We start from the raw sequence: 24,521 nt of genomic DNA on the forward strand, positions 1-24,521 counted from the left end.
CTATTTTAAACCTTATTTCTTCAACAATTTCTTCGCCTTATCAGTATTTGCGAAATGCATCTTCGTAAAGGATTGTAAGCTTTCCATCCCTTTTTCTTTTATTAGTCTAGCGGCGGCAACATCAACATGGGGTCCTGCTCCTTTAGGAATGGTAAAGCCGGCTTCTTTACTTAGTGCTTCGAATTTTTTGACGAAGGCAGCCCTCGCTAGAATGGAAGCGGCAGCAACGCTAACATGAACGCTTTCGGCTCCAGTACTTAAATAAATTTTCTTCGCTTGAAACTGCTCTTGATCTTTTAAATAACCGAAGAATACATCTGGTTTTGCGAACTGATCGACGAGTACTGCCTCAGCTTCTGTCGGCTTAATTTTTTCGATTAATTTCTTGAGCGCTAGATTATGTAAATATGCTTTAATCTTGCCTTGCGACATACCTTTTGCTTGTAAGGTATTGTACTTCACGTTATCTAGGACAAGTAGGGAAAAAGGAACAGCATGCTTTAATTGTGATGCGATTTGAAGGATTTCAGGATCCTTAATATTCTTTGAATCTCTTACACCTAATTCTTTCAACAGTGGGATGGAGGCTTTATCAGCATATACAGCAGCGACAGTAATTGGACCAAAGTAGTCGCCTGTTCCAACTTCATCGGAGCCAATGATGCTCATTTCGCCGATATTGCTAGGTGGAGTATAAGCATGATTTTTCACTGAGCTTTTTTTAGTAGCTGTAGTTGGCTTTGGTGTGCTAGCTTTAGAACTCCAGAGTCCTGCTTCTTTCTCTGCATTAGCTCCTTGAAACAGCACTTTCCCAGATTTGTAAGCTGTTATATTGCAACGATCAACTTTTGCAGCGAAAACACCACCTGGTGGAACAGTAGGTGAAATTTTGGCTTGGTAATGAGCTTTTAATTCGGAAATGGAAGAAAGAGTCATTTGTAAAACGACGTTTGCCATTAGTTAGTCTCCTTTGTACATGTATTATATTTTTAATTAAAACTTAATATCTTTGAATAATTTCTGTAATGAAAAATGCAGTTAATGATGAGTATAGCTCTTTATAATCAATATATCTAGTCGGTCTGTTACAGCCTCGTTAAAGTTATGTTTTTTTCTTTCAAGGTTCAGATGTTCATGGTATTATAGAGATTAGGATTCTTTGGAAGTGGGGGGTATGATTTTGTCAGACAATAATAAAAATAAAATAACAGTTGATATATATGGCCAGCAATATACCATTGTCGGCACGGAATCTTCCAGCCATATTCGACTAGTTGCCTCTCTCGTTGATGATAAGATGCGTGAAATTAGTGAGAAGAATCCGTATCTCGATGTTAGTAAACTAGCAGTTCTTACAGCGGTGAATGCTATACATGATTATCTTAAAGTGAAAGAGCAATTACAAGACATTCAAAGAGAACAAAAGAACGAAAAGGATTGAACACGATGCTTGACATAATAATTTTGGCCGTCTTTTTAATCGGTCTTACTGTCGGATTAAGAAGAGGCTTTATTCTCCAATTAATACATATGACAGGCTTTATAGTTGCATTTATTGTCGCTGTTATTTTTTACGACGACCTTGCTCCAAAGCTAGAATTGTGGATACCATTCCCATCAGTAGCTGATACATCATCTATTACGATGTTATTTGATAAAGTAGGTATTGATCAAGCATACTACAATGCGATAGCTTTTATTATTATCTTCTTTGTGGTGAAGATCGCTTGGCAGATTCTTGGGTCGATGTTTGATTTCTTGGCTTCATTTCCAATTCTTAAAACATTAAACAGATGGGGTGGAGGAATTCTTGGGTTCCTTGAAACGTATCTTATCATGTTTATTCTTTTATACCTAGCTGCATTATTACCAGTGCAGAACATTCAAGATGGTATTCAAGGGTCGTTTTTTGCGGAAATGATGATTAAGTATACTCCGATATTATCAGATCAAATTAAAGATCTTTGGTTTTCATATATTTCAGCATAGAGCTGATCCAAAAGGGTTAGAACAATGATTTAACTCTTTTGGACCAGCTTTTTTTATTGTGATTTATTTTCAGTGAATGTATCTTTATAATGAAAAATGTAAATAGTTTATGAAATAGTAATCCATTGAGTAGGGTGATTATAGATGACAATGAATAAGAAGGATATTATTAAATTGCTTGAGCAAATAGCTCTGTACATGGAATTGAAGGGAGAAAATCCTTTTAAGATTTCAGCATTTCGAAAAGCGGCTGCAAGTCTTGAAAATGATCAGCGAAGCTTGAAAGAAATTGATGATTTTACAACAATGTCTGGTATTGGTAAAGGAACAGCGGCTGTTATTCAAGAATACATAACAACTGGTCAATCAGAAACATTACAACAACTGCAAGCGGAAGTACCAGAGGGATTAGTACCATTATTGCAAATTGCAGGTCTTGGCGGCAAAAAAATTGCAAAGCTTTATAAGGAGCTTGGAATTACGAACCGCGAAGAATTAATGAAAGCATGTGAAGAGAAAAAAGTGAGTGCTCTTGCGGGCTTTGGAGCTAAGTCAGAAGAGAAAATACTTGTCGCACTTAAAGAGCAAGGATCTGGACCAGAAAGATTACCGCTTTCTTTTGTTATGCCCATTGCTAGTGAAATTGAAGCTTTTTTAGCTACAATTCCTGAAGCCGTTCGATATTCTAGAGCTGGTAGTCTGCGTAGAATGAGAGAAACAGTGAAGGATTTAGACTTTATTATTGCTACGAATGAACCAAATCAAGTAAGAGAGAAACTTTTAAGCATCTCAAACGTAAAGAATATTATCGCAGCTGGAGATACAAAAGTATCTGTAACTCTCCAATATCAATATGATGTTTCAGTTGACTTTCGTTTAGTGAAGCCAGAAGAGTTTATTACAACACTCCATCATTTTACTGGCTCTAAAGATCATAATGTACGAATGAGACAATTGGCTAAAGAACGTGGTGAAAAGATTAGTGAGTATGGTGTTGAAAATGTAGAGACGGGTGAGATACAAACGTTTGAAAGTGAAGAAGCATTTTTCAAACATTTTGGTGTGCCTTTCATCCCACCAGAAGCACGTGAAGACGGTACTGAAGTGGAACGTTATAAGCCAGAGGAGCTTCTTGTACATGGTGATATACAAGGCGATTTGCATATGCACTCTACGTGGAGTGATGGTGCTTATTCAATAGAAGAAATGATTGAAGCGTGTCGTGCAAAAGGCTATCGTTATATGGCTATTACAGACCATTCTCAATATTTAAAGGTAGCAAATGGTTTAACAGAAGAGCGATTAAGAGAACAAATACAAATAATAAAAGAGTATAATAAAAAATACGATGATATTCTTATACTATCAGGTATTGAAATGGATATTTTACCTGATGGAACGCTTGACTTTGATGATGAGTTATTAAAAGAACTAGATATTGTGATTGCAAGTATCCATTCAAGCTTCTCACAAAGTCGTGAAGTAATTATGGAACGTTTAACAACGGCTTTAAGAAATCCGCATGTTGACATTATTGCCCATCCAACCGGTAGATTGATTGGTCGAAGAGATGGCTATGATGTAGATATGGACGCCCTTATACAATTAGCGAAGGAAACGAATACAGCTCTTGAACTAAATGCGAATCCACATCGACTAGATTTATCTGCTGAGAATTTGAAGAAAGCTCAAGAAGTTGGTGTAAAGATTATGATTAATACAGATGCTCATAATATGGAAATGCTTGATCATATGAGCATTGGCGTGTCAACAGCTATGAAGGCGCAGCTAGCAAGAAGTACGGTTTTAAATAGCCAAAATGTAGAAGAAGTGCTTACTTTTTTAAAACGAAATGACTAACTTAGAAAAATAACAAGTATTGTAAGGGGGATTATTCTCCATGAATAATAAAACTATGAAGGCACTTGAATTTGATAAAATTCGAGACCAACTAGATTCATTTGCCTCTTCGTCTTTAGGACGAAGAAAGATAAAAGATTTAATGCCATCACCTTCATTTGAAGAAGTAGTGAAATGGCAGGAAGAAACGGATGAGGGAGCAACTGTTATTCGTTTAAAAGGTCGTGTGCCTTTAGATGGAATTTTTGATATTACACCTCATGCGAAACGAGCAAGAATTGGTGGAATGTTAAGTCCTAGTGAGCTTAGAGAAATTGCTTCAACTTTAAAAGCAGGTCGTATGCTGCAAAAATTTATTGATGAAATGCTAGATGGTGAACTAGAATTACCATTACTTGCAGAATATATGTCTACTTTATGTGATTTATTTGATATAGAGAAACTGATTTCTAACGCAATTGGTGATGGTGGAGAAGTATTAGATAGTGCAAGCGAAAAGCTAAGAACATTGCGTACACAATTGCGAGCTAATGAAGCAAAAGTACGTGAGAAGTTAGAAAGCATGATTCGTTCATCATCTGCTCAGAAAATGCTGTCAGATAGTATTATTACCATTCGTAATGATCGATTTGTTATTCCTGTTAAACAGGAATATAAAGGTGTTTATGGTGGGATTGTTCATGACCAATCTTCATCAGGCCAAACATTATTTATTGAACCACAAGCCATTGTTACATTAAATAACTTATTGCAGGAGCTAAGAGCTAGTGAACAACAAGAAATTGAGCGCATCTTAATTCAGCTTTCTGTAACAGTTGGTGAATATACACAAGAACTATTACATAATGTTTCAGTGATGGGACAGATGGACTTTATCTTTGCGAAAGCGCGTTATGCAAGCAGTATAAAAGCGACGAAGCCTAAATTAAATAATGAAGGTCGCATGAAGCTATTTAAAGCAAAGCATCCTCTAATCGATCGTAACCAAGTTGTGGCGAATGATATTTTCTTAGGGGAAGACTTCTCGACAATTGTTATAACAGGACCAAATACTGGGGGGAAAACTGTTACTTTAAAGACTGTTGGATTATGTACGCTGATGGCACAAGCGGGTTTACAACTCCCTACATTAGATGGCTCGGAAATGTGTGTGTTTGAAAAAGTATTTGCTGATATTGGTGACGAACAATCCATTGAACAAAGCTTAAGTACATTCTCTTCTCATATGGTGAATATCGTAGAAATATTAGATGAAGTGGATCATAATACATTAGTTTTATTCGATGAATTAGGAGCGGGTACAGATCCTCAAGAAGGAGCTGCGTTAGCCATTTCTATTCTCGACGAAGTACATGCGCGTTCTGCACGTATCATTGCGACAACTCACTATCCAGAGTTAAAAGCATATGGCTACAATCGTGAAGGTGTTATTAATGCGAGTGTTGAATTTGATGTAGAGACATTAAGTCCAACATATAAGTTATTAATTGGTGTTCCAGGTCGAAGTAATGCCTTTGAAATTTCAAAGCGACTAGGTTTACCTGAGAGAATTATTCGCGACGCAAAAGGCTATATTGGCGAAGATACAAATAAAGTAGAGAATATGATTGCATCCCTAGAACAAAGCCGTAAAGCTGCTGAGGATGAAAGAGTAGAAGCACGTGACTATTTACGTAGTGCTGAAAAGCTTCATAGTGATTTACAAAAAGAATTAGTACAGTTCTATGAGGAAAAAGATGCTGAAATAGAAGCTGCTAAGGTAAAAGCACAGAAAATCGTAGAAAAAGCCAAACTAGAAGCGGAAGAAGTCATTTCTGAGCTTCGTGATTTAAGATTGCATAAATTAGCTGATGTCAAAGAGCATGAACTAATTGAGGCACGCAAGAAGTTAGAAAATGCAGCTCCGACGCTATCTAAGAAAGTTCAACCATTGCCAAAACAAGACCATGTTTTTGAAGCTGGCGATGAAGTGAAGGTGCTGAGTCTGAACGGAAAAGGAACTTTACTGGAACAAACGGGCAAGAAAGAATGGCTTGTACAAATCGGTATCTTGAAAATGAAAGTAAAAGAAAAAGATATGGAATATATTAAGCCACAGAAAGTAGTAGAAACGAAGCCGTTAGCAATTGTAAAAGGAAAAGACTTTCATGTTAGCTTAGAACTAGATTTACGAGGCGAAAGATATGAAAATGCACTTATACGTGTTGAAAAATATATCGATGATGCTTTATTAGCAGGGTATCCACGCGTATCAATTATTCATGGAAAAGGTACCGGTGCACTTAGAACTGGAGTACAAGAATATTTAAAGAACCATCGATCTGTTAAAGGTATTCGCTTTGGTGAAGCAGGTGAAGGTGGAAGTGGGGTTACAATTGTTGAATTTAAGTAATGTTAAATTTAGAGCTGGGAGAATGACATATGAATGCATTTTGGTCAAATGAGTATGTATATATTGCTGCCTATTGTAGTGTAGTCGTTCTTTGTGCAGTTGTATTCCTAGCATTATTTGAACTAGTCACGAAATATCGTAATTGGGAAGAAATAAAAAAAGGAAATGTGGCTGTTGCTATGGCAACAGGCGGAAAAATCTTTGGGATTGCAAATATTTTTAGACACTCCATTATGCAGCACGATAGCCTTCTAGATATGATTTATTGGGGAGTATTCGGATTTGTTGTATTAGTTGCTGGTTATTTCATTTTTGAGTTTCTTACTCCAGGATTTAAGATTGACGAAGAGATTAAAAATGATAACCGTGCAGTTGGCTTAATATCAATGGTCATTTCTATCGGGTTTTCTTACGTGATTGGAGCAGGGATTTCCTAAAAGGAAACTTTTAATCCACCGATTGTGAATGTGTGCAAAGGGGAGAATACATGTGGAGACTTTAGCAAAGGTTTTAATTGCGGTTGCTTCATGTTTTATATTAATTGGGGTAGTTTTTCTCATTGTAGGTGTTTAAGAGGAGAGAGTAATTCGTTACGATACGGATTGCTCTTTTTTATTTTATTGTAACAAAAACTTCCATATACTATAATTAAAGAGAATGTTCAGAAAATTTAAAGGGGGCGTTTGAATGAGGGATAAACCTTGGTTGGATCAGTATCCTGATGAGATTCCAAAAACATTGGATTATGGCACAGAGCCACTACAGAATTATTTAAAAGAAGCGGCCACAAAACAACCAGATAGCTCAGCTATACATTTTATGGGGAAAGAAATGATGTATCGTGAACTATATGATTCAGCGTTAAAACTAGCCAATTATTTAAAAAAGTTGGGTATTGAAAAAGGTGATCGGGTAGCAATAATGCTTCCTAATACTCCGCAATCTGTTATTGGTTATTTTGGTGTTTTATTCGCTGGTGGTGTTGTCGTTCAAACAAATCCACTATATATGGAGAGAGAAATTGAATATCAAATGAAAGATTCTGGAGCAAAGGTCATTATTACATTAGATATTCTATTCCCGAAGGTTTCCTCGGTTAAAAGCAATACTGATTTAGAACATATTATTGTTACCGCAATTAAAGATTACTTACCATTCCCAAAAAATCTGATTTATCCTTATATGCAAAAGAAACAATATGGTATCGTTGTAAATGTGAATCATGAAGGTTCAACACACTTATTTAAACGAATTTTACAGGAATCCAGTGCAACTGAAATTCCTCTAGATGTAAATGTTGAAGAAGACTTAGCATTATTACAATATACTGGTGGTACAACAGGCTTCCCTAAAGGTGTTATGCTCACTCACAAAAACCTCATTTCCAACACAACGATGTGTCAAGCATGGATGTATAAATGTGAAAAAGGTAAAGAGTCTATACTAGGTATTCTTCCCTTCTTCCATGTATATGGTATGACTGCAGTACTAGTTCTATCTGTTATGCAAGGTAATCGGATGATTCTCTTACCTAAATTTGATGCCACTACCACTTTGAAAACCATTCATAAACAGCGCCCGACATTATTTCCTGGAGCACCAACTATATATATCGCACTATTAAATCATAAAGATATAATGAAGTATGATTTATCTTCTATAGATTCATGTATGAGCGGCTCTGCGCCTTTACCAGTAGAAGTACAAGAACAATTTGAGAATATAACAAAGGGCAAGCTAGTTGAAGGATATGGATTAACAGAAACTTCTCCTGTTACACACAATAATTTTTTATGGGGACGAAGAGTAAGGGGAAGTATTGGAGTACCAATTCCTGATACAGATTCTGTGATACTCTCGATGGAAACGGGAGAACCATTACCTCCTAATGAAATGGGAGAGATTGCGATTAAAGGTCCACAAGTAATGAAGGGATATTGGAATAGACCGGAAGAAACTGAGAACGCTTTCAAAGATGGCTGGTTTTTAACAGGTGATTTAGGGTATATGGATGAGAAAGGTTATTTCTATATTGTAGATCGTAAGAAAGATATGATTATAGCAGGAGGATATAATATTTATCCGCGAGAAGTGGAAGAAGTGTTATATGAGCATGAAGATATACAAGAAGCTGTAGTTGCTGGTATTCCTGATCCTTATAGAGGTGAAACAGTAAAAGCTTATGTTGTTTTAAAAGAAGGAACAAGTGTGACAGAAGAAGAATTGAATATATTTGCTCGTAAACATTTAGCTGCATATAAAGTTCCAAGAATGTATGAATTCCGTAGTGAATTACCTAAAACAGCAGTAGGGAAAATTTTACGAAGAGCTTTAGTGGATGAAGAAAAGAATAAATCTGATGATGAGAAAAGGAAGCAAGCATAAAAATAATCGTTAAGAGCAGATTCATGGCTCTTACGTAGACGTCATTTTGGACATGCTTGCAACAACATCGTATAATTGATTGCAGTTGAATAAATGAGCCTTCTCCTTTCAACATTTTGCTTGACTTCATTATGTGGGCATACTATTATAAAAATATGAATGGTTATTCATTCATTTCTCTGAAAGGGGAAGGACATTTTGAAAAAAAATAAACCGAAGTATAAACAAATTATTGAGGCTGCGGTAATCGTAATTGCTCAACATGGCTATCATCAGGCACAAGTTTCAAAGATTGCGAAACAAGCAGGTGTAGCAGATGGAACAATTTATTTATATTTCAAGAACAAAGAAGACATTCTAATTTCTGTTTTTCAAGAGAAAATGGGAGAGATTGTTGAAAAAATCGAAGGTGAATTACAAGGTAAAAAGAGTGCTTCTCAAAAGCTAGCGGTTTTAGTAGATAAGCATTTTGAAATTTTATCAAGCGATTCAAATCTTGCCATAGTGACACAGCTCGAATTAAGACAATCGAGTAAAGATCTTCGTCTAAAAATCAATGCCGTTCTAAAACGCTATTTAGTTGTGGTAGACAGCATTCTTCAAGAAGGAATTGAAAGTGGAGAATTTAAGGAAGACTTAAATTATAAGCTAGCAAGACAAATGATTTTTGGTACGCTTGATGAAGTAGTGACAACTTGGGTAATGAATGAACAAAAGTATGATCTTCGAAGTCTGTCTCGTCAGGTACATACCCTGTTTATCGCGGGGCTTTCACAAGGAAAAAGTGAATAGAATGTGAAAGGGCTTCAAAAAAAATTGTTGCCCTTTTTTCAAAAAGTTTTGTATTGTTAAATACTAACTTATATACTTAATATTGTATAATAAGAATTGCACTATGAATAAAGGGGGAATTGGATGCAATTAATGACTTATAGCATTGAGGCTAATGTGGCAACGATTAAGCTAAGTAGCCCGCCAGCCAATGCGTTATCATCTCAAGTATTACAAGAATTGGCGTCAGTACTAGATATTTTAGAAGATGACAGCCAAGTACGTGTAATTGTGATTCAAGGGGAAGGTAGATTCTTTTCAGCAGGAGCTGATATTAAAGAATTCACTACTATTTCTTCAGGTGAGGAATTTTCAAAGCTTGCTGCTAGAGGACAAGAACTATTTGAAAGAATGGAACAGTTCTCAAAACCAATTATCGCTTCTATTCATGGAGCAGCCCTTGGTGGTGGCTTAGAGCTTGCAATGGCTTGTCATATCCGATATGTGACGGAGACAACTAAGATTGGTTTGCCAGAATTACAATTAGGGCTGGTTCCTGGTTTTGCTGGAACACAGCGCTTACCACGATTAGTAGGTGCAGCTAAAGCTGCAGAAATGTTATTTACTAGTGATCCAATCACAGGTAAAGAAGCTGTTCAATGGGGTCTAGCTAATGCAGCGTTTCCTGATGAAGATGAACTTCAAGCTGCTGTCCAAAAGCTTGCTAGTAAAATAGCAACTAAAAGCCCTCTTGCACTCAAGAAAGCTATTGAGTTATTAAACTATTCTAAGCATGAACAATTCTATCAAGGTGTTCAGAAAGAAGCAGAATCATTTGGTGATATATTTGTTTCTGAAGATGCTAAAGAAGGTATATCCGCTTTTATTGAGAAAAGACAACCTCAATTTATAGGGAAATAAGTATGAGTTGAATTATCTAAATTTTCATAATAAACAATACAGGAGGTTAAGCAATGAACATTTATGTTTTATTAAAAAGAACTTTTGATACAGAAGAAAAGATTACTCTTGCAAACGGAAAGATCAATGAAGAGGGTGCTGAGTTCATCATTAACCCATACGATGAGTATGCAGTTGAAGAAGCGATTGTTGTAAGAGATGCACATGGTGGAGAAGTAACTGTGGTATCAGTAGGAAATGAAGAAGCAGAGAAGCAACTTCGTACAGCTTTAGCGATGGGAGCTGATAAAGCAGTTCTAATAAATGTTGAAGATGACGTAGAAGATGGTGATCAATTCACTACAGCTACAATCCTATCTACTTACTTAAAAGATAAAGAAGTGGATCTTATTATCGCAGGTAACGTGGCAATCGATAGTGGTTCTGGACAAGTTGGTCCTCGCGTAGCTGAGAGTTTAAACATTCCTTATGTAACTACGATTACAAAACTTGATATTAATGGAACGAATGTAAGCGTTGTCCGTGATGTTGAAGGTGATTCAGAAGTAATTGAAACAAGCCTTCCACTTCTAGTAACAGCTCAACAAGGTTTAAATGAACCTCGTTATCCATCTCTACCAGGGATCATGAAAGCGAAGAAGAAACCATTAGAAGAATTAGAGTTAGATGATTTAGATCTTGAAGAAGATGATGTAGAAGCGAAAACAAAAACAATTGAAATTTTCCTTCCAGCTGCTAAAGAAGGCGGAAAAGTTCTTGAAGGTGAATTAAATGCACAAGTTTCAGAGTTAGTAAGTCTTTTACACAACGAAGCAAAAGTAATTTAAATCCAACACGTTAGTTAATAGGAGGTCAAAATAGATGGCTAGAAAAATTCTTGTCTTAGGTGAAGTTCGTGATAATGCTCTACGTAATGTCTCTTTTGAAGCAGTTGCAGCAGCAAAGGTTGCTTCTGAAGGTGGAGAAGTTGTCGGTGTATTAATTGGTGATGCTGTACAATCTTTAGCTAATGAATTCATTCAATATGGAGCAGATCGTGTTGTAACAGCTGAAAACGCTAGTTTAGCACAGTATACTTCTGATGGATTTGCTCAAGCATTATTACAAGTAGTTGATGCTGAAAGTCCAGAGGGGATCGTTATCGGTCATACAGCTCTAGGAAAAGATTTAGCTCCTAGAATTGCTGGAAAATTAAATTCTGGCTTAATTTCAGATGTAACAGCTCTTGAAGTAGAGGGTGGAAATTTAGTATTTGTTCGTCCAATTTATTCAGGTAAAGCATTTGAAAAGAAAATCGTTACTGATGGTTTAGTATTTGCGACAATTCGTCCAAATAATATTGCACCATTACAAAAAGACGAGTCTCGTTCAGGTGATGTTACATCAGTTTCAGTTGAAATTAAAGATTTACGTACAATTATTAAAGATGTTGTTCGTAAAGCAACTGAAGGCGTTGACTTATCAGAAGCTAAAGTTGTAGTTGCTGGTGGCCGTGGTGTGAAAAGTGAAGATGGTTTCGCACCTTTAAAAGAATTAGCTAATGTACTTGGTGGTGCAGTAGGTGCTTCTCGTGGAGCTTGTGATGCTGAGTATTGTGACTATTCATTACAAATTGGACAAACTGGTAAAGTTGTAACACCTGATTTGTACATAGCGTGCGGAATTTCAGGAGCTATCCAACATTTAGCGGGTATGTCAAATAGTAAAGTAATCGTTGCTATCAACAAAGATCCAGAAGCAAATATTTTCAAAGTTGCGGATTATGGTATTGTTGGTGACTTATTCGAAGTTGTTCCAATGTTAACTGAAGAATTAAAAAAATTAAAAGTAAACGCATAATTTAGTTTTAACTATCCTTCACAAATATGTGGAGGATAGTTTTATACATAAAGGATTATGATTTGGTTTAACGGGTATGATACAATAAGGTTCTGTTGAACAAATCATTGGTAACTTTGATTGTAACAGTGTTATACTATCATTAGAATTTTAGTAATTATTTAGGAGGTAATTCGTATGGCAATCGTTAATGCTACGGATCAAACTTTTTCAAATGAAACTTCTCAAGGTTTAGTACTTGCAGACTTTTGGGCTCCATGGTGCGGACCTTGTAAAATGATCGCTCCAGTATTAGAGGAGTTAGATGGTGAATTAAGCGATGCAGTGAAAATCGTAAAAGTGGATGTAGACGAAAACCAAGAAACAGCTGGTAAATACGGCGTAATGAGCATCCCAACATTAATCCTTCTAAAAGACGGAGAAATCGTTGATAAAGTAGTTGGTTTCCAACCTAAAGAAGCTCTTGCTGAATTAGTAAAAAGACATGCTTAATTAATGAAGCTACTAAAAGACTACCTTTTAATGGGTGGTCTTTTTTTAAAAAGAAAAGAGAATATGAAAATTTGTTTGGTGTCTAACCTTACACCTGCCATGCTCGGAAATTAGCCAATCTGTGTTGAAAACCAAAAGAAGGTTTTCAAGAACAGTTCGTCTTATTTCTGCCGCATGGCTTTTTTTGATTGGAGGTAATACTAGATGAGTAATCACCAATCAAAAAAGACCGGTGACGGTTTTTCTTATATCAAAGTTTTGATTTTGGGTTGTGGGATGTATAATAGATTGGAGAACAAAAGTTCTAAATAGATTAAAAGGGGAGCGAAACGGGTGAATGAGATTATAAAGGCTAAGCTTGAGTTGTTGCCTGATCAACCAGGCTGTTATCTCATGAAAGATCGACAAGGAACGGTTATATATGTTGGTAAGGCCAAAGTGCTAAAAAACCGAGTTCGTTCCTATTTTACAGGATCACATGATGGAAAGACACTTCGTCTCGTTAATGAAATCGAAGACTTTGAATATATTATTACTTCTTCTAATATTGAAGCTTTGCTATTAGAGTTAAATTTAATTAAGAAATACGATCCGAAATTTAATGTAATGTTGAAGGATGATAAAAGCTATCCTTTTATTCATCTAACGAATGAAAAGCATCCGCGCTTAATCATTACACGTAAAGTAAAGAAGGGTAAAGGAAAATATTTTGGTCCATACCCGAATGCGAGTGCTGCTAACGAAACAAAAAAACTTTTAGATCGTATTTATCCTCTTAGAAAGTGTACGAATCTCCCTGATAAAGTTTGTTTATATTATCATATTGGTCAATGTTTAGCGCCATGTGTTAAAAATATTGATGAAAATCGGTACAAAGAGATAACGACGCAAATTACCAAATTTTTAAATGGTGGATATGAAGAGATCAAGAATGACCTTTCAGAGAAAATGTCGGCTGCTGCTGAAGAGTTGGATTTTGAGAGGGCGAAGGAATATCGTGATCAAATTGCTCATATAGAAACGATAATGGAAAAACAAAAAATGATAAGTTCAGATCTCACAGATCGAGATGTATTTGGATTTGCATTCGATAAGGGCTGGATGTGTGTACAGGTTTTCTTTATTCGACAAGGAAAGTTAATTGAAAGAGATGTTTCGATGTTTCCTGTATATGATGAACCAGAAGAAGAGTTCTTAACTTTTTTAGGTCAATTTTATGATAAAGAAAATCATTTTAAGCCTAAGGAAGTTTTATTGCCTGATTCTGTGGATGCTGATTTAGCTCAAGAGTTATTGCAAGTAAAAATATTACAACCACAACGTGGACAAAAGAAAGACTTATTAAAGCTAGCGAATAAAAATGCTAAAAATGCTCTTAAAGAGAAGTTCTTTTTAATAGAAAAAGATGAAGAGCGTACAATTAAAGCGGTTGAAAACATAGGTAAGTTATTGGGTATATATACGCCACATCGAATTGAAGCTTTCGATAACTCAAATATTCAAGGAACGAATCCAGTTTCAGCAATGGTGGTATTTATCGATGGAAAACCTGATAAGAAGCAATATCGAAAATATAAGATTAAGACGGTAGAAGGTCCAGATGATTATGAGTCAATGAGAGAAGTAGTTCGAAGACGTTATTCGAGAGCGTTAAAGGAAGGCTTGGCATTACCCGATTTAGTTATTATTGATGGTGGTAAAGGTCATATTGAATCGGTTCGTGATGTATTAGAGAACGAGCTTGGACTAAATATACCAATTGCTGGTTTAGTAAAAGACGAGAAGCATCGTACATCTAATTTACTGATAGGAAATCCATTAGAGATTGCAGCTTTAGATCAGCAAAGCCAAGAGTTTTATTTACTTCAACGAATACAAGATGAAGTCCATCGATTCGCGATTACTTTTCACCGTCAATTACGTGGGAAAAATACATTTCAATCAAAATTAGATGAAATCCCTGGTATTGGAACAAAGCGGAAAACGGCGCTTTTAAAGCATTTTGGCTCATTAAAAGCTATGAAGGAAGCAACGGTTGAAGATTTTACTTCAATGGGAATGCCACAGAATATAGCTATGGATCTTGTAAAGAAGTTACAAGAATGATTGTGTTGTAATTGATAAATAAGTGAATCAAGCGTAAAAAAGCATCCATAAAGCGATTCAAAATCGCTTTATGGATGCTTTTTTACGCTGTTCTTAACAGATAGAAAGTATAAAATTTTGTATGGTGCCTAGCTCCAGCGCCCAGCGACTAGTAGATTTCGCCCATCTCCCTACGATAAGTCAACACGAAAAAGGCTACTGCCTCTTCGTGTTGACTTTATCTCAGTCGAAGTGCTCCAATCTATACGTCGCAAAACGGGCGCTTACGCTTTTCTTATTCTTCAATTGAATCTTTTGTATCCCATCTTACTAGAAACTTTACTCTATTAGCTTTTCTTTTTTGTTCAGTAGCCGCTTCTGTGATGCGTTTATTCTGTATTGCCAGTTGTTGAGCTAGAAATCCAGCCTCTAATTGAAATTCACAGTCTTCGTTTAGGGCAAATCTTCTAGCAACAAAACTGCCGTGTAGTATATATTCTGCTTCATGTTTAGAACTTTTTAATTCTTCAAGTGTGCCCCAACCAGCATTTGTGAAGAATTCTATCGTTTCTTCCATATTGCTTAACGGAAACTTCCGAGCTAATTGTTTACCAGCCCAATAAAGAATTTCGGAATGCTCTTTCCCTAATAAATCTGGAAGTACAATATCTCTTAATATTTCTTTACTAAAAATAGAAACAGTTTCAGTCTCGGATGATCTAGTTTGTTCAGTTTCTATTATTTGATCTTTTGGCATGTAGTACCCCTCTTTCCTAAGTTACATTATATACAATTTTAGTGTTATCTAGAACTGTTTCTTTGCAACTTTTCATAGAGAATGATTTCTATTTTTATATAACTATCAAGTTAAGAAACTATCACAATTAATAATATTATAATAATAAGGATATGTAGGGGTAATAAGAGAAACATGTAGAAATATGGAAGTATGATGAGTTTTTTAGTTGAGTTTTCTGAAATTTGTGTCATATTTATAGGTGATAGGTCTAATAAGTATAGCTTTATTCAAGTGCTGCATTTTCCATTTAACCCTTTAGCGAATAGAAGTTTTTCTTGTTTTCTATAACTTTTGCTGTATCCGTTTTCTTGACGGGGCTACTTTAAGGGGGTAAAATAAACTTGTCATACAATTGTTAGAAAATCTCGAAATATGCGATTATCTGATTTTTTTGTCTAGTTTTGATCTAGAAGCAGTAATTTCATGGGGCTATAACTTTTTAATATAGATAGTTTTTAGCAATTGTATACGCTAGCGGTACAATCGTTTTATGTTGCGTATCGTTAGTACAAAAAAGACTTAATACTTTAAGGGGGGTACATGATGGCAGGGAATAATGAGTTTGCAAAACGCAAGCTGCACTCTTTACTAGGGGTCATTCCGGTAGGTTTGTTTTTAGTAGTGCATTTAACCGTAAACTTCATGGCGACTAAAGGTGAAGGTGCATTTAACAAAGCGGTAGAGTTTATGGAGAGTTTACCGTATCTAATCGTGTTAGAAGTAGTTTTAATTTTCTTACCACTTTTATATCATGCAATTTATGGTGTGTATATTGCGTTTACAGCAAAACCTAACAATGGAAGATTTGGCTTCTTCCGTAACTGGATGTTCTTATTACAACGTGTTACAGGAATACTTACATTCATTTTCCTTATTTGGCATGTATGGGAGACAAGACTTGCGAAGGCAATTTATGACACAACATTAGACTTTAATATGATGGCTGATATCTTATCGAATCCAGCTATGCTAGCATTTTATATTGTTGGTGTTATTTCAGCAATTTTCCACTTTGCTAATGGTTTATGGACATTCTGTATTACATGGGGAATTACAGTATCTCCACGTTCACAACGAATTTCAACGTATGTAACAATGATTATCTTTGTTTTACTATCAGTAGTTGGCGTAATGGCGCTACTTGCGTTTGTATAATCTAGTAGATTTGTATTACTAGAATTTCAGCAACACATGAAGTAGTAAACAGATTGCAACTTAAAGGGAGTGAGTAAGATTGAGTAAAGGTAAAATTATCGTTGTCGGTGGTGGCTTAGCTGGATTAATGTCTACTATCAAGGCTGCGGAAGAGGGCAAACAAGTTGAACTATTTTCATTAGTTCCTGTTAAAAGATCTCACTCAGTATGTGCTCAGGGCGGAATGAATGGTGCCGTGAATACTAAAGGTGAAGGAGATTCACCATGGATTCACTTTGATGATACAGTTTATGGGGGAGACTTTTTAGCGAATCAACCACCTGTAAAAGCGATGTGTGAAGCAGCTCCATCAATTATACATATGATGGACCGCATGGGTGTTATGTTCAATCGTACTGAAGAAGGTTTATTAGATTTCCGTCGTTTCGGTGGAACTCAGCATCACCGTACAGCATTCGCTGGTGCAACAACTGGTCAGCAATTATTGTACGCGTTAGACGAACAAGTTCGTCGCTACGAATCTCTTGGTCTAGTAACAAAATATGAAGGTTGGGAATTCTTAGGAGTAATCGTTGATGATGAAGGTGTTTGTCGAGGAATTACTGGACAAAACCTAACAACAATGGAAATTAAAGCATTCTCAAGTGATGCTGTAATTATGGCTTCTGGTGGTCCTGGTATCATCTTTGGTAAATCAACAAACTCTGTAATCAATACTGGTTCAGCAGCTTCAATTGTTTACCAACAAGGTGTAGCTTATGCAAATGGTGAAATGATTCAAATCCATCCAACAGCGATTCCTGGGGATGACAAGCTTCGTCTAATGAGTGAATCAGCTCGTGGTGAAGGTGGACGTATTTGGACTTATAAAGATGGTAAACCTTGGTATTTCTTGGAAGAGAAATATCCTGCATACGGTAACCTAGTACCTCGTGATATCGCAACACGTGAAATTTTTGACGTGTGTGTTAATCAAAAACTAGGTATTAATGGAGAAAACATGGTTTATTTAGATCTTTCTCATAAAGATCCACATGAACTAGAAGTTAAATTAGGTGGAATTATCGAAATCTATGAAAAATTCACAGGTGAAGATCCACGTAAATTACCAATGAAAATTTTCCCTGCTGTTCACTACTCAATGGGTGGATTATGGGTTGATTATAATCAAATGACAAATATTCCTGGATTATTTGCTGCTGGAGAATGTGATTATTCTCAACATGGTGCAAACCGTCTTGGAGCGAACTCATTACTATCAGCTATTTATGGTGGTATGGTTGCTGGTCCAAATGCAGTTAAGTACATTCAAGGATTAGAGAAGAGCAGCGATGCGGTTTCTTCATCTGTATATGATCGTCACGTTAAAGAGCAAGAAACAAAATGGAATAACGTTATGAAATTAGACGGTAATGAAAATGCTTATGTTCTTCATAAAGAGCTTGGGGAATGGATGACAGCTAACGTTACTGTTGTTCGTTATAACGATAAACTCCTTGAAACTGATAATAAGATTCAAGAGTTAATGGAGCGTTATAAGAAAATTAACATTAATGATACATCTAAATGGAGTAACCAAGGTGCAGCATTTACTCGTCAATTAGATAATATGCTTCAACTTGCACGTGTAATCACTTTAGGTGCTTATGGACGTAACGAAAGTCGTGGTGCGCACTATAAACCAGACTTCCCAGAACGTAACGATGAAGACTTCTTAAAAACAACTATGGCTAGATTTACAGGACATAATGCGAAGCCTGAAATTAGCTATGAAGATGTTGATGTTTCATTAATTAAACCACGTAAACGTGACTATACAAAATCTCATTAAAAGGGGGAAACTAAATTATGGCTGATCAAAAAACAGTTACCTTTATTATTACTCGTCAAGATAATGCGGACAGTTCCCCTTATACAGAGGAATTTGAGGTACCTTATCGTCAAAATATGAACGTAATTTCTGCATTAATGGAAATTAGACGTAATCCTGTTAATAAAAAAGGTGAAAAAACAACACCAGTTATATGGGAAATGAACTGTCTTGAAGAGGTTTGTGGTGCTTGTTCAATGGTAATCAACGGAAAACCAAGACAATCATGTACAGCGCTAGTAGATCAATTGGAGCAACCAATTCGTCTTGCTCCAATGAGTACATTCCCAATCATTCGTGATTTACAAATCGATCGTTCTCGTATGTTTAATTCTTTGAAAAAGGTAAAAGCATGGATTCCAATCGATGGTACGTACGATTTAGGACCAGGACCTCGTATGCCAGAGAAGAAACGTCAATGGGCGTATGAATTATCTAAATGTATGACTTGTGGTGTATGTTTAGAGTCTTGTCCAAATGTAAATGATCATTCAAGTTTCATGGGACCTGCTCCTCTTTCTCAAGTGCGTTTATTCAATGCGCATCCAACTGGAGAAATGCATAAAGCAGATCGTTTAGCAGCAATTATGGGAGATGGAGGATTAGCTAACTGTGGTAACTCACAAAATTGTGTTCAAGCTTGTCCAAAAGGTATTCCTTTAACAACTTCAATTGCGTCGCTAAATCGTGATACAACAATTCAATCATTTAAAAACTTCTTCGGTAGTGACAATAACTATTAATATTAAAAGCCCTCAAGCTATGCTTGGGGGCTTTTAAAAAGAAAAAATTTATCTGGTTCAATTAAATGCTCGGTGGAAGATGAAAGAAAATTTCAATTGAGCAAATTATCTTTGTAGGCTGGAGGATTATGATGACTAGAATTTCTTATATTGATGACATGGAGTTGTGGCAGCAAGATTTTCGATTTTCTCATACTGTTAAAGTCCGTTTTTCGGAAACGGATATGTTTGGGCATTTAAATAATACAGTACCGATTACATATTTTGAGTTAGCTAGAGTTGAATTTTTTAATCACCTTGGACTAATGAAGAAATGGCTAGATACTGACAATGAGACGTTGATTGTAGTTGCTGATGTTCAATGCGATTATTTAAAACAAGTGTACTATGATGAACAAATTACTTTATATGTTAAAACAGATAGAATTGGAAATTCATCCGTGGATCTTCACTATATGGGCAGAAGAGATAACGGAGAAATTGTCTTTACTGGCAGAGGAATGGTTGTTCAAATATCGCGTATCACTGGTAAATCCATCCCTTGGACTGATGAGATTAAGTCTATTTACAAAGAACAGAGATAATAAATATTTCACTCGATAAGAATGATTAATAAAATATAAAAAGTAGTGCGGAATTTCGTCACTTCCTACCCTCATGTTACATAAGATATTTTGACTAAATCTATACCCATTCCTAGGTTACAGCTGGTCAATGCAAGGAGGGTTACAATACTTGAAGGAGAATGAATTCACTCATAAGCCACTACTCACAAAAAGAGAAAAAGAAGTATTCGAGTTGTTAGTACAAGATAAAACAACTAAAGAAATTGCAGGTGAATTGTTTATAAGCGAGAAAACTGTTCGGAATCACATTTCGAATGCCATGCAGAAACTAGGGGTTAAAGGTCGTTCACAAGCTGTTGTCGAGCTCCTTCGTATGGGAGAACTTCATTTATAACAATTATTTCTTTCTTGAAGTTTAACGGTAGAAGGTTGTTCTTTGAAAAATATCTTTTTGTATGAAGCAGAAATAAACATTGAATGGCTTCCATTTTTATGTTGAACTTTTCTGCTTCTTTTTTTATGTAAATGAATGCTAGATAGGAATATACTGAAAGGCTCATAACTTGAATTTTCTTTTCAATTAAGTGAAAATAATACATAATATTTGTAAGTAATGATTTGGAGATGTGAAAATGGTAACAGAGAATCAAGATCAATTGGTTGCTTCTATTGAAAAAGAATTAAGGTACATCTCGTCCATTGTAAAGCAGAAAGGAAGAGAGTTGCTTAGTAATTACACGATTACACCTCCACAATTTGTAGCCTTGCAGTGGTTAATGGAAGATGGAGATATGACAATTGGTGAGCTTTCGAATAAAATGTATTTAGCGTGTAGTACAACAACGGATTTAATTGATCGAATGGAAAAAAATCAACTAGTATTGCGCGTGAAGGATGAGAATGACCGTCGTGTTGTTCGAATACATCTTCTTGAAGAAGGAAAGCGAATCATTGATGAAGTGATTGCTAAGCGTCAAGCATATTTGAAAACAGTGTTAGGAAGTCATAGTATAGAGGATATTTCTTCTCTTAAACATAGTTTGCATAAATTACATCAAGATATGAAGGAAGAATGAGGCGAATTTTTTTGAAACAACCAATAGGTATAATAGATTCAGGCGTTGGCGGATTAACAGTAGCAAAAGAAGTAATGCGTCAGCTTCCAAATGAGCAAATTATTTATTTAGGGGATAATTCAAGATGTCCATATGGACCGCGAACAAAGGAAGAAGTACGTGCATTTACATGGGAAATGACAAATTTTCTTCTTGAGAAGGATATTAAGATGCTAATCATTGCGTGTAATACTGCAACAGCAGCTGCACTCGATGACATAAAGAGGGAGCTTAACATACCTGTTTTGGGTGTTATACAACCTGGAGCAAGAGCTGCCATTAAACACTCGAATAATTTGAAAATCGGTGTTATCGGTACGATAGGCACTGTAAAAAGTAATGCTTATAAAGAAGCATTACAAGCTATTAATGAAGATGTGAACGTTCTTAGTTTGGCATGTCCAAAGTTTGTTCCGATTGTAGAGAGTGGAGAATATGCTAGTTCAATTGCGAAGAAGGTAGTCGCTGAAACATTGCATTCCTTGAAGGGGACTGGTATTGATACGTTAATTTTGGGATGTACACATTATCCTTTATTAGGACCAATCATATCTACTACACTTGGTAAACAAGTGAAGGTGATTTCGTCTGGAGATGAAACAGCCCGGGAAACAAGTGTCATATTAGAACATTATGGATTATTAAATAATAGTAAAAAAAGACAAGAACATCATTTCTATACAACAGGTTCTAAAGATATGTTTCATCGAATTGCTTCATCTTGGTTACAGCAAGATTTGAAGCACGTATATTCTATTAAGCTTTAATAAAGCTTTGGCGCCCTAAAAGTAATTGAAGATCACTTTTAGGGCGCCCTTTTACGCTTTTTGTACCATTCGAAGTCGTGTTCATTTAAATCTCATTTTTGCTTAGTATGAGAAGTATAATTTGTTTATATATAAATTATATAGTTTATTGGGCATCCTCTTTTTTTATTAGGTACTGGTCTATTTACGCGGAGAGCTCGTATACATAGTAGTACAAACTATTCTTGGAGGGAAAAAAATGTCCAAAAAAACAAATGTGGCAATTGTGTCAACATTACTTGCATCGTCTGTTTTACTAGGGGGCTGCGGGTTATTTGGGGAAGGGAAGAAAGAGATTGATCCGCCGCAAAAAGAAACAATAGTTGATGATGGTGCTGCACTAGAAAATAAAAGTGATAAGGAAACAGTAAAGACTCAGGATACAGGGCTTGATCAGAGTGTGATGACTGAGCTGTATTTAATTGATAAGAATGGATATGTTGTTCCTCAATCGATGGCATTACCGAATTCAAAAGCAGTAGCTAAACAGGCATTGCAATACTTAGTGGCGAATGGACCTGTTTCTAATCTGTTACCAGATGGTTTCAGAGCGGTTTTACCTGCTGATACACAAGTTGATGTTGATATTAATGAGAAAGGCTTAGCGACTGTAGATTTCTCAAAGGAGTTTGCGAATTATAAAGCAGAAGATGAAAAAAGAATACTAGATGCAATAACGTGGACATTAACACAATTTGATGTAGTAAAAGATATTAAGTTACAAGTCAATGGACATAGATTAACAGAGATGCCTGTTAATAAAACACCTATATCTAAGACGCTTTCTAGAGCAAGTGGTATTAATATGGATACATCTAATGTTTCCGATATTACAAATACTACACCTCTGACTGTCTATTACTTAGGTGGTAAGGAAAATAATTACTATTACGTTCCTGTAACAAAACGAATCAGTGCGTCTGAAGACAATGTGGCAAAAGCAGTTGTGAAGGAGTTAGCTCAAGATCCTTCTGCTAATCTAGTGACAGAATTTATGTCAGATTTATCGTTAATTAGTGATCCAACTATTAAGGGTGGAAAGGCAGTATTGAACTTTAACGAAAGTATTTATGGAAGTTTCAAAGAGCAAACGGTATCACAAAGATTACTAGATGCACTTGTATTGTCACTAACTGAACAAAAAGGCATTAAAAGTGTGGAAGTGCAAGTGAATGGGAAGGCTTCATTAAAGACAGAAGATGGCAAAGATTTATCAGAGCCGGTAAGTAGACCTGAAAAAGTCAACAGTACTAGTTTGTAATTGGCTTTTTTTGATATACTAAATAATAAAGTTAAGAGGTTGGCTGAATAGCCGCCTCTTATTTATTGTAGATTATGTTAGAACACGCTTCTAATATAAAACATGAGGAGGAATACATATGCGTCATGATGGACGTCAAAAAACAGAATTAAGACCAATACATATTGAAACGGGTTATATTAAGCATCCTGCTGGATCAGTATTAATTACAGTTGGAGATACAAAAGTGATTTGTACAGCGTCTATAGATGAAAGAGTTCCTCATTTCATGAGGGGAGAAGGAAAAGGCTGGATTACAGCGGAGTATTCGATGTTACCTGGTGCGACGGAACAACGAAATATTCGTGAAGCTGCAAAAGGAAAAATTACAGGACGTACAATGGAAATCCAACGTTTAATCGGTAGAGCGCTTCGTGCTGTTGTAGACCTTGAAGCGATGGGTGAAAGAACAATGTGGGTAGACTGTGATGTTATTCAAGCAGATGGTGGTACACGTACGGCTTCTATTACAGGTGCATTTGTAGCAATGACACTTGCGTTCGAGAAATTGTATAAAGAGAAGAAACTAACTACTTTCCCAATTAAAGATTATTTGGCTGCAACAAGTGTTGGAATTACAGAAGAGCATGGTGCTGTGTTAGACTTAAATTATATTGAGGATTCAAGCGCACAGGTTGATATGAATGTAATCATGACTGGAGCGGGAGAATTTGTAGAACTTCAAGGCACTGGTGAAGAATCTACCTTTACGTACAAACAGCTTCAAGAATTACTCGACCTTGCGAATACAGGTGTTAATGAATTATTCATTGCACAAAAAGAAGCACTTGGAGATATTGCAAATCTAATCGTGGAAAGCGAAGGTAAGTAATTGTGAAGAAACTTATTATAGCTACAAAGAATCAAGGGAAAGCAAAGGAATTTGCGGCGCTCTTTTCACCTCTAGGTTACGAATTTTTGACGATGCTTGATTTAGAGGACGCTAAGGATGTAGAAGAAACAGGAACAACATTTGAAGCAAATGCTATTCTGAAGGCAGAGGCTCTTTGTGAGCAGTTTAATACGATGGTAATAGCAGATGATTCTGGTTTGATTATTGATGCTTTGGATGGGCGACCAGGCGTATATTCTGCACGTTATGCGGGTGAAGCAAAGAGTGATGAAGCAAATATTGATAAAGTCTTAGCTGAACTAGAAGATGTACCTGCAGAAGAAAGAACGGCTCGCTTTTATTGTGCTTTAGCAATTGCTGCGCCAGGTAAAGAAACGATGACGGTGGCTGGTACGGTTGAAGGTATTATTACATCAGCTCGACAAGGGGAGAATGGCTTTGGCTATGACCCAATCTTCTATGTTCCTTCACTAGAACGAACAATGGCACAGCTACAATCAAGTGAAAAGAATGCAATTAGTCACCGTGCGAATGCATTGAAAAACTTACAAGCAGAACTTCACCATTTTTCCTAAAAAGG

The 24,521-nt window shown here is 36.1% G+C and carries 24 protein-coding genes; 22 read left to right on the top strand and 2 right to left on the bottom strand.

Going from position 1 to position 24,521, the window contains the following annotated elements; translation table 11 throughout:
• Positions 1 to 12: 12 nt before the first annotated feature.
• Positions 13 to 957 carry a ribonuclease HIII gene (gene rnhC / locus TX86_RS01005; RefSeq protein ID WP_042345439.1) on the bottom strand — a complete coding sequence of 315 codons (945 nt, stop codon included), beginning with the start codon at positions 955 to 957 and terminating at the stop codon, positions 13 to 15.
• A gap of 223 nt (positions 958 to 1,180) precedes the next feature.
• Here rnhC and zapA point away from each other — a divergent pair, with 223 nt between their 5' ends.
• The 12 genes from zapA to uvrC all read left to right on the top strand — a co-directional run bounded on the left by zapA (position 1,181) and on the right by uvrC (position 14,755).
• Positions 1,181 to 1,441: a cell division protein ZapA gene (gene zapA / locus TX86_RS01010; RefSeq protein WP_042345441.1), complete on the top strand. Its 261-nt coding sequence runs from the start codon at positions 1,181 to 1,183 to the stop codon at positions 1,439 to 1,441.
• Positions 1,442 to 1,446: 5 nt separating this feature from the next.
• Complete coding sequence (locus tag TX86_RS01015) at positions 1,447 to 1,989, top strand: CvpA family protein (protein ID WP_042345443.1); 543 nt, start codon at positions 1,447 to 1,449, stop codon at positions 1,987 to 1,989.
• Positions 1,990 to 2,133: 144 nt separating this feature from the next.
• Positions 2,134 to 3,849, top strand: a complete 1,716-nt coding sequence (polX, locus tag TX86_RS01020; RefSeq protein ID WP_042345444.1) for a DNA polymerase/3'-5' exonuclease PolX — start codon at positions 2,134 to 2,136, stop codon at positions 3,847 to 3,849.
• A gap of 40 nt (positions 3,850 to 3,889) precedes the next feature.
• Entirely contained in the window at positions 3,890 to 6,241 is a 2,352-nt protein-coding gene (locus TX86_RS01025) for an endonuclease MutS2 (protein WP_042345446.1), read from the top strand.
• Positions 6,242 to 6,270: 29 nt separating this feature from the next.
• Positions 6,271 to 6,678 (top strand): DUF350 domain-containing protein, encoded by a 408-nt coding sequence (locus tag TX86_RS01030; RefSeq protein WP_042345448.1) that lies wholly within the window; start codon positions 6,271 to 6,273, stop codon positions 6,676 to 6,678.
• 250 nt (positions 6,679 to 6,928) lie between these two features.
• Complete coding sequence (locus TX86_RS01035) at positions 6,929 to 8,626, top strand: long-chain-fatty-acid--CoA ligase (protein WP_042345450.1); 1,698 nt, start codon at positions 6,929 to 6,931, stop codon at positions 8,624 to 8,626.
• A 198-nt stretch (positions 8,627 to 8,824) separates the two neighbouring features.
• Positions 8,825 to 9,418 (top strand): fatty acid metabolism transcriptional regulator FadR, encoded by a 594-nt coding sequence (gene fadR, locus TX86_RS01040; protein WP_042345452.1) that lies wholly within the window; start codon positions 8,825 to 8,827, stop codon positions 9,416 to 9,418.
• 123 nt (positions 9,419 to 9,541) lie between these two features.
• Entirely contained in the window at positions 9,542 to 10,318 is a 777-nt protein-coding gene (locus tag TX86_RS01045) for an enoyl-CoA hydratase (protein ID WP_042345454.1), read from the top strand.
• Positions 10,319 to 10,371: 53 nt separating this feature from the next.
• Positions 10,372 to 11,145, top strand: coding sequence for an electron transfer flavoprotein subunit beta/FixA family protein (locus tag TX86_RS01050; protein WP_042345456.1), 774 nt, complete (start codon positions 10,372 to 10,374; stop codon positions 11,143 to 11,145).
• A 34-nt stretch (positions 11,146 to 11,179) separates the two neighbouring features.
• Positions 11,180 to 12,157 (top strand): electron transfer flavoprotein subunit alpha/FixB family protein, encoded by a 978-nt coding sequence (locus TX86_RS01055; RefSeq protein WP_042345458.1) that lies wholly within the window; start codon positions 11,180 to 11,182, stop codon positions 12,155 to 12,157.
• A 177-nt stretch (positions 12,158 to 12,334) separates the two neighbouring features.
• Complete coding sequence (gene trxA / locus TX86_RS01060; RefSeq protein WP_042345461.1) at positions 12,335 to 12,649, top strand: thioredoxin; 315 nt, start codon at positions 12,335 to 12,337, stop codon at positions 12,647 to 12,649.
• Positions 12,650 to 12,982: 333 nt separating this feature from the next.
• A complete protein-coding gene (uvrC, locus tag TX86_RS01065; RefSeq protein WP_042345463.1) occupies positions 12,983 to 14,755 on the top strand; it encodes an excinuclease ABC subunit UvrC in 1,773 nt (590 codons plus the stop codon).
• Between the two features lie 274 nt (positions 14,756 to 15,029).
• Here uvrC and TX86_RS01070 read toward each other — a convergent pair whose 3' ends face one another.
• Positions 15,030 to 15,491, bottom strand: a complete 462-nt coding sequence (locus TX86_RS01070) for a YslB family protein (RefSeq protein ID WP_042345465.1) — start codon at positions 15,489 to 15,491, stop codon at positions 15,030 to 15,032.
• 585 nt (positions 15,492 to 16,076) lie between these two features.
• Between TX86_RS01070 and TX86_RS01075 the strand changes: the two genes are divergently transcribed.
• The 10 genes from TX86_RS01075 (at position 16,077) to TX86_RS01120 (ending at position 24,516) form a co-directional block, all read left to right on the top strand.
• Complete coding sequence (locus tag TX86_RS01075; protein ID WP_042345467.1) at positions 16,077 to 16,688, top strand: succinate dehydrogenase cytochrome b558 subunit; 612 nt, start codon at positions 16,077 to 16,079, stop codon at positions 16,686 to 16,688.
• 79 nt (positions 16,689 to 16,767) lie between these two features.
• Complete coding sequence (gene sdhA / locus TX86_RS01080; protein ID WP_042345469.1) at positions 16,768 to 18,519, top strand: succinate dehydrogenase flavoprotein subunit; 1,752 nt, start codon at positions 16,768 to 16,770, stop codon at positions 18,517 to 18,519.
• A gap of 17 nt (positions 18,520 to 18,536) precedes the next feature.
• The gene (gene sdhB, locus TX86_RS01085) at positions 18,537 to 19,301 is read left to right on the top strand and encodes a succinate dehydrogenase iron-sulfur subunit (protein ID WP_042345471.1); all 765 of its coding nucleotides are present in this window, start codon (positions 18,537 to 18,539) and stop codon (positions 19,299 to 19,301) included.
• Positions 19,302 to 19,432: 131 nt separating this feature from the next.
• The gene (locus TX86_RS01090; protein WP_042345473.1) at positions 19,433 to 19,885 is read left to right on the top strand and encodes an acyl-CoA thioesterase; all 453 of its coding nucleotides are present in this window, start codon (positions 19,433 to 19,435) and stop codon (positions 19,883 to 19,885) included.
• Between the two features lie 151 nt (positions 19,886 to 20,036).
• Entirely contained in the window at positions 20,037 to 20,261 is a 225-nt protein-coding gene (locus TX86_RS01095; protein ID WP_042345475.1) for a helix-turn-helix domain-containing protein, read from the top strand.
• 238 nt (positions 20,262 to 20,499) lie between these two features.
• Positions 20,500 to 20,943, top strand: a complete 444-nt coding sequence (locus tag TX86_RS01100; protein WP_042345477.1) for a MarR family winged helix-turn-helix transcriptional regulator — start codon at positions 20,500 to 20,502, stop codon at positions 20,941 to 20,943.
• Positions 20,944 to 20,954: 11 nt separating this feature from the next.
• Positions 20,955 to 21,749, top strand: a complete 795-nt coding sequence (gene racE, locus TX86_RS01105) for a glutamate racemase (RefSeq protein WP_042345478.1) — start codon at positions 20,955 to 20,957, stop codon at positions 21,747 to 21,749.
• A gap of 238 nt (positions 21,750 to 21,987) precedes the next feature.
• Positions 21,988 to 23,049, top strand: coding sequence for a GerMN domain-containing protein (locus tag TX86_RS01110; protein ID WP_042345480.1), 1,062 nt, complete (start codon positions 21,988 to 21,990; stop codon positions 23,047 to 23,049).
• Positions 23,050 to 23,167: 118 nt separating this feature from the next.
• A complete protein-coding gene (gene rph / locus TX86_RS01115; RefSeq protein WP_042345482.1) occupies positions 23,168 to 23,920 on the top strand; it encodes a ribonuclease PH in 753 nt (250 codons plus the stop codon).
• Positions 23,921 to 23,922: 2 nt separating this feature from the next.
• Complete coding sequence (locus tag TX86_RS01120) at positions 23,923 to 24,516, top strand: XTP/dITP diphosphatase (protein ID WP_042345484.1); 594 nt, start codon at positions 23,923 to 23,925, stop codon at positions 24,514 to 24,516.
• Positions 24,517 to 24,521 lie beyond the last annotated feature (5 nt).

The sequence above is a fragment of the Bacillus massiliigorillae genome (genome assembly GCF_000380245.2).
GTDB lineage: Bacteria > Bacillota > Bacilli > Bacillales > DSM-1321 > Bacillus_AD > Bacillus_AD massiliigorillae.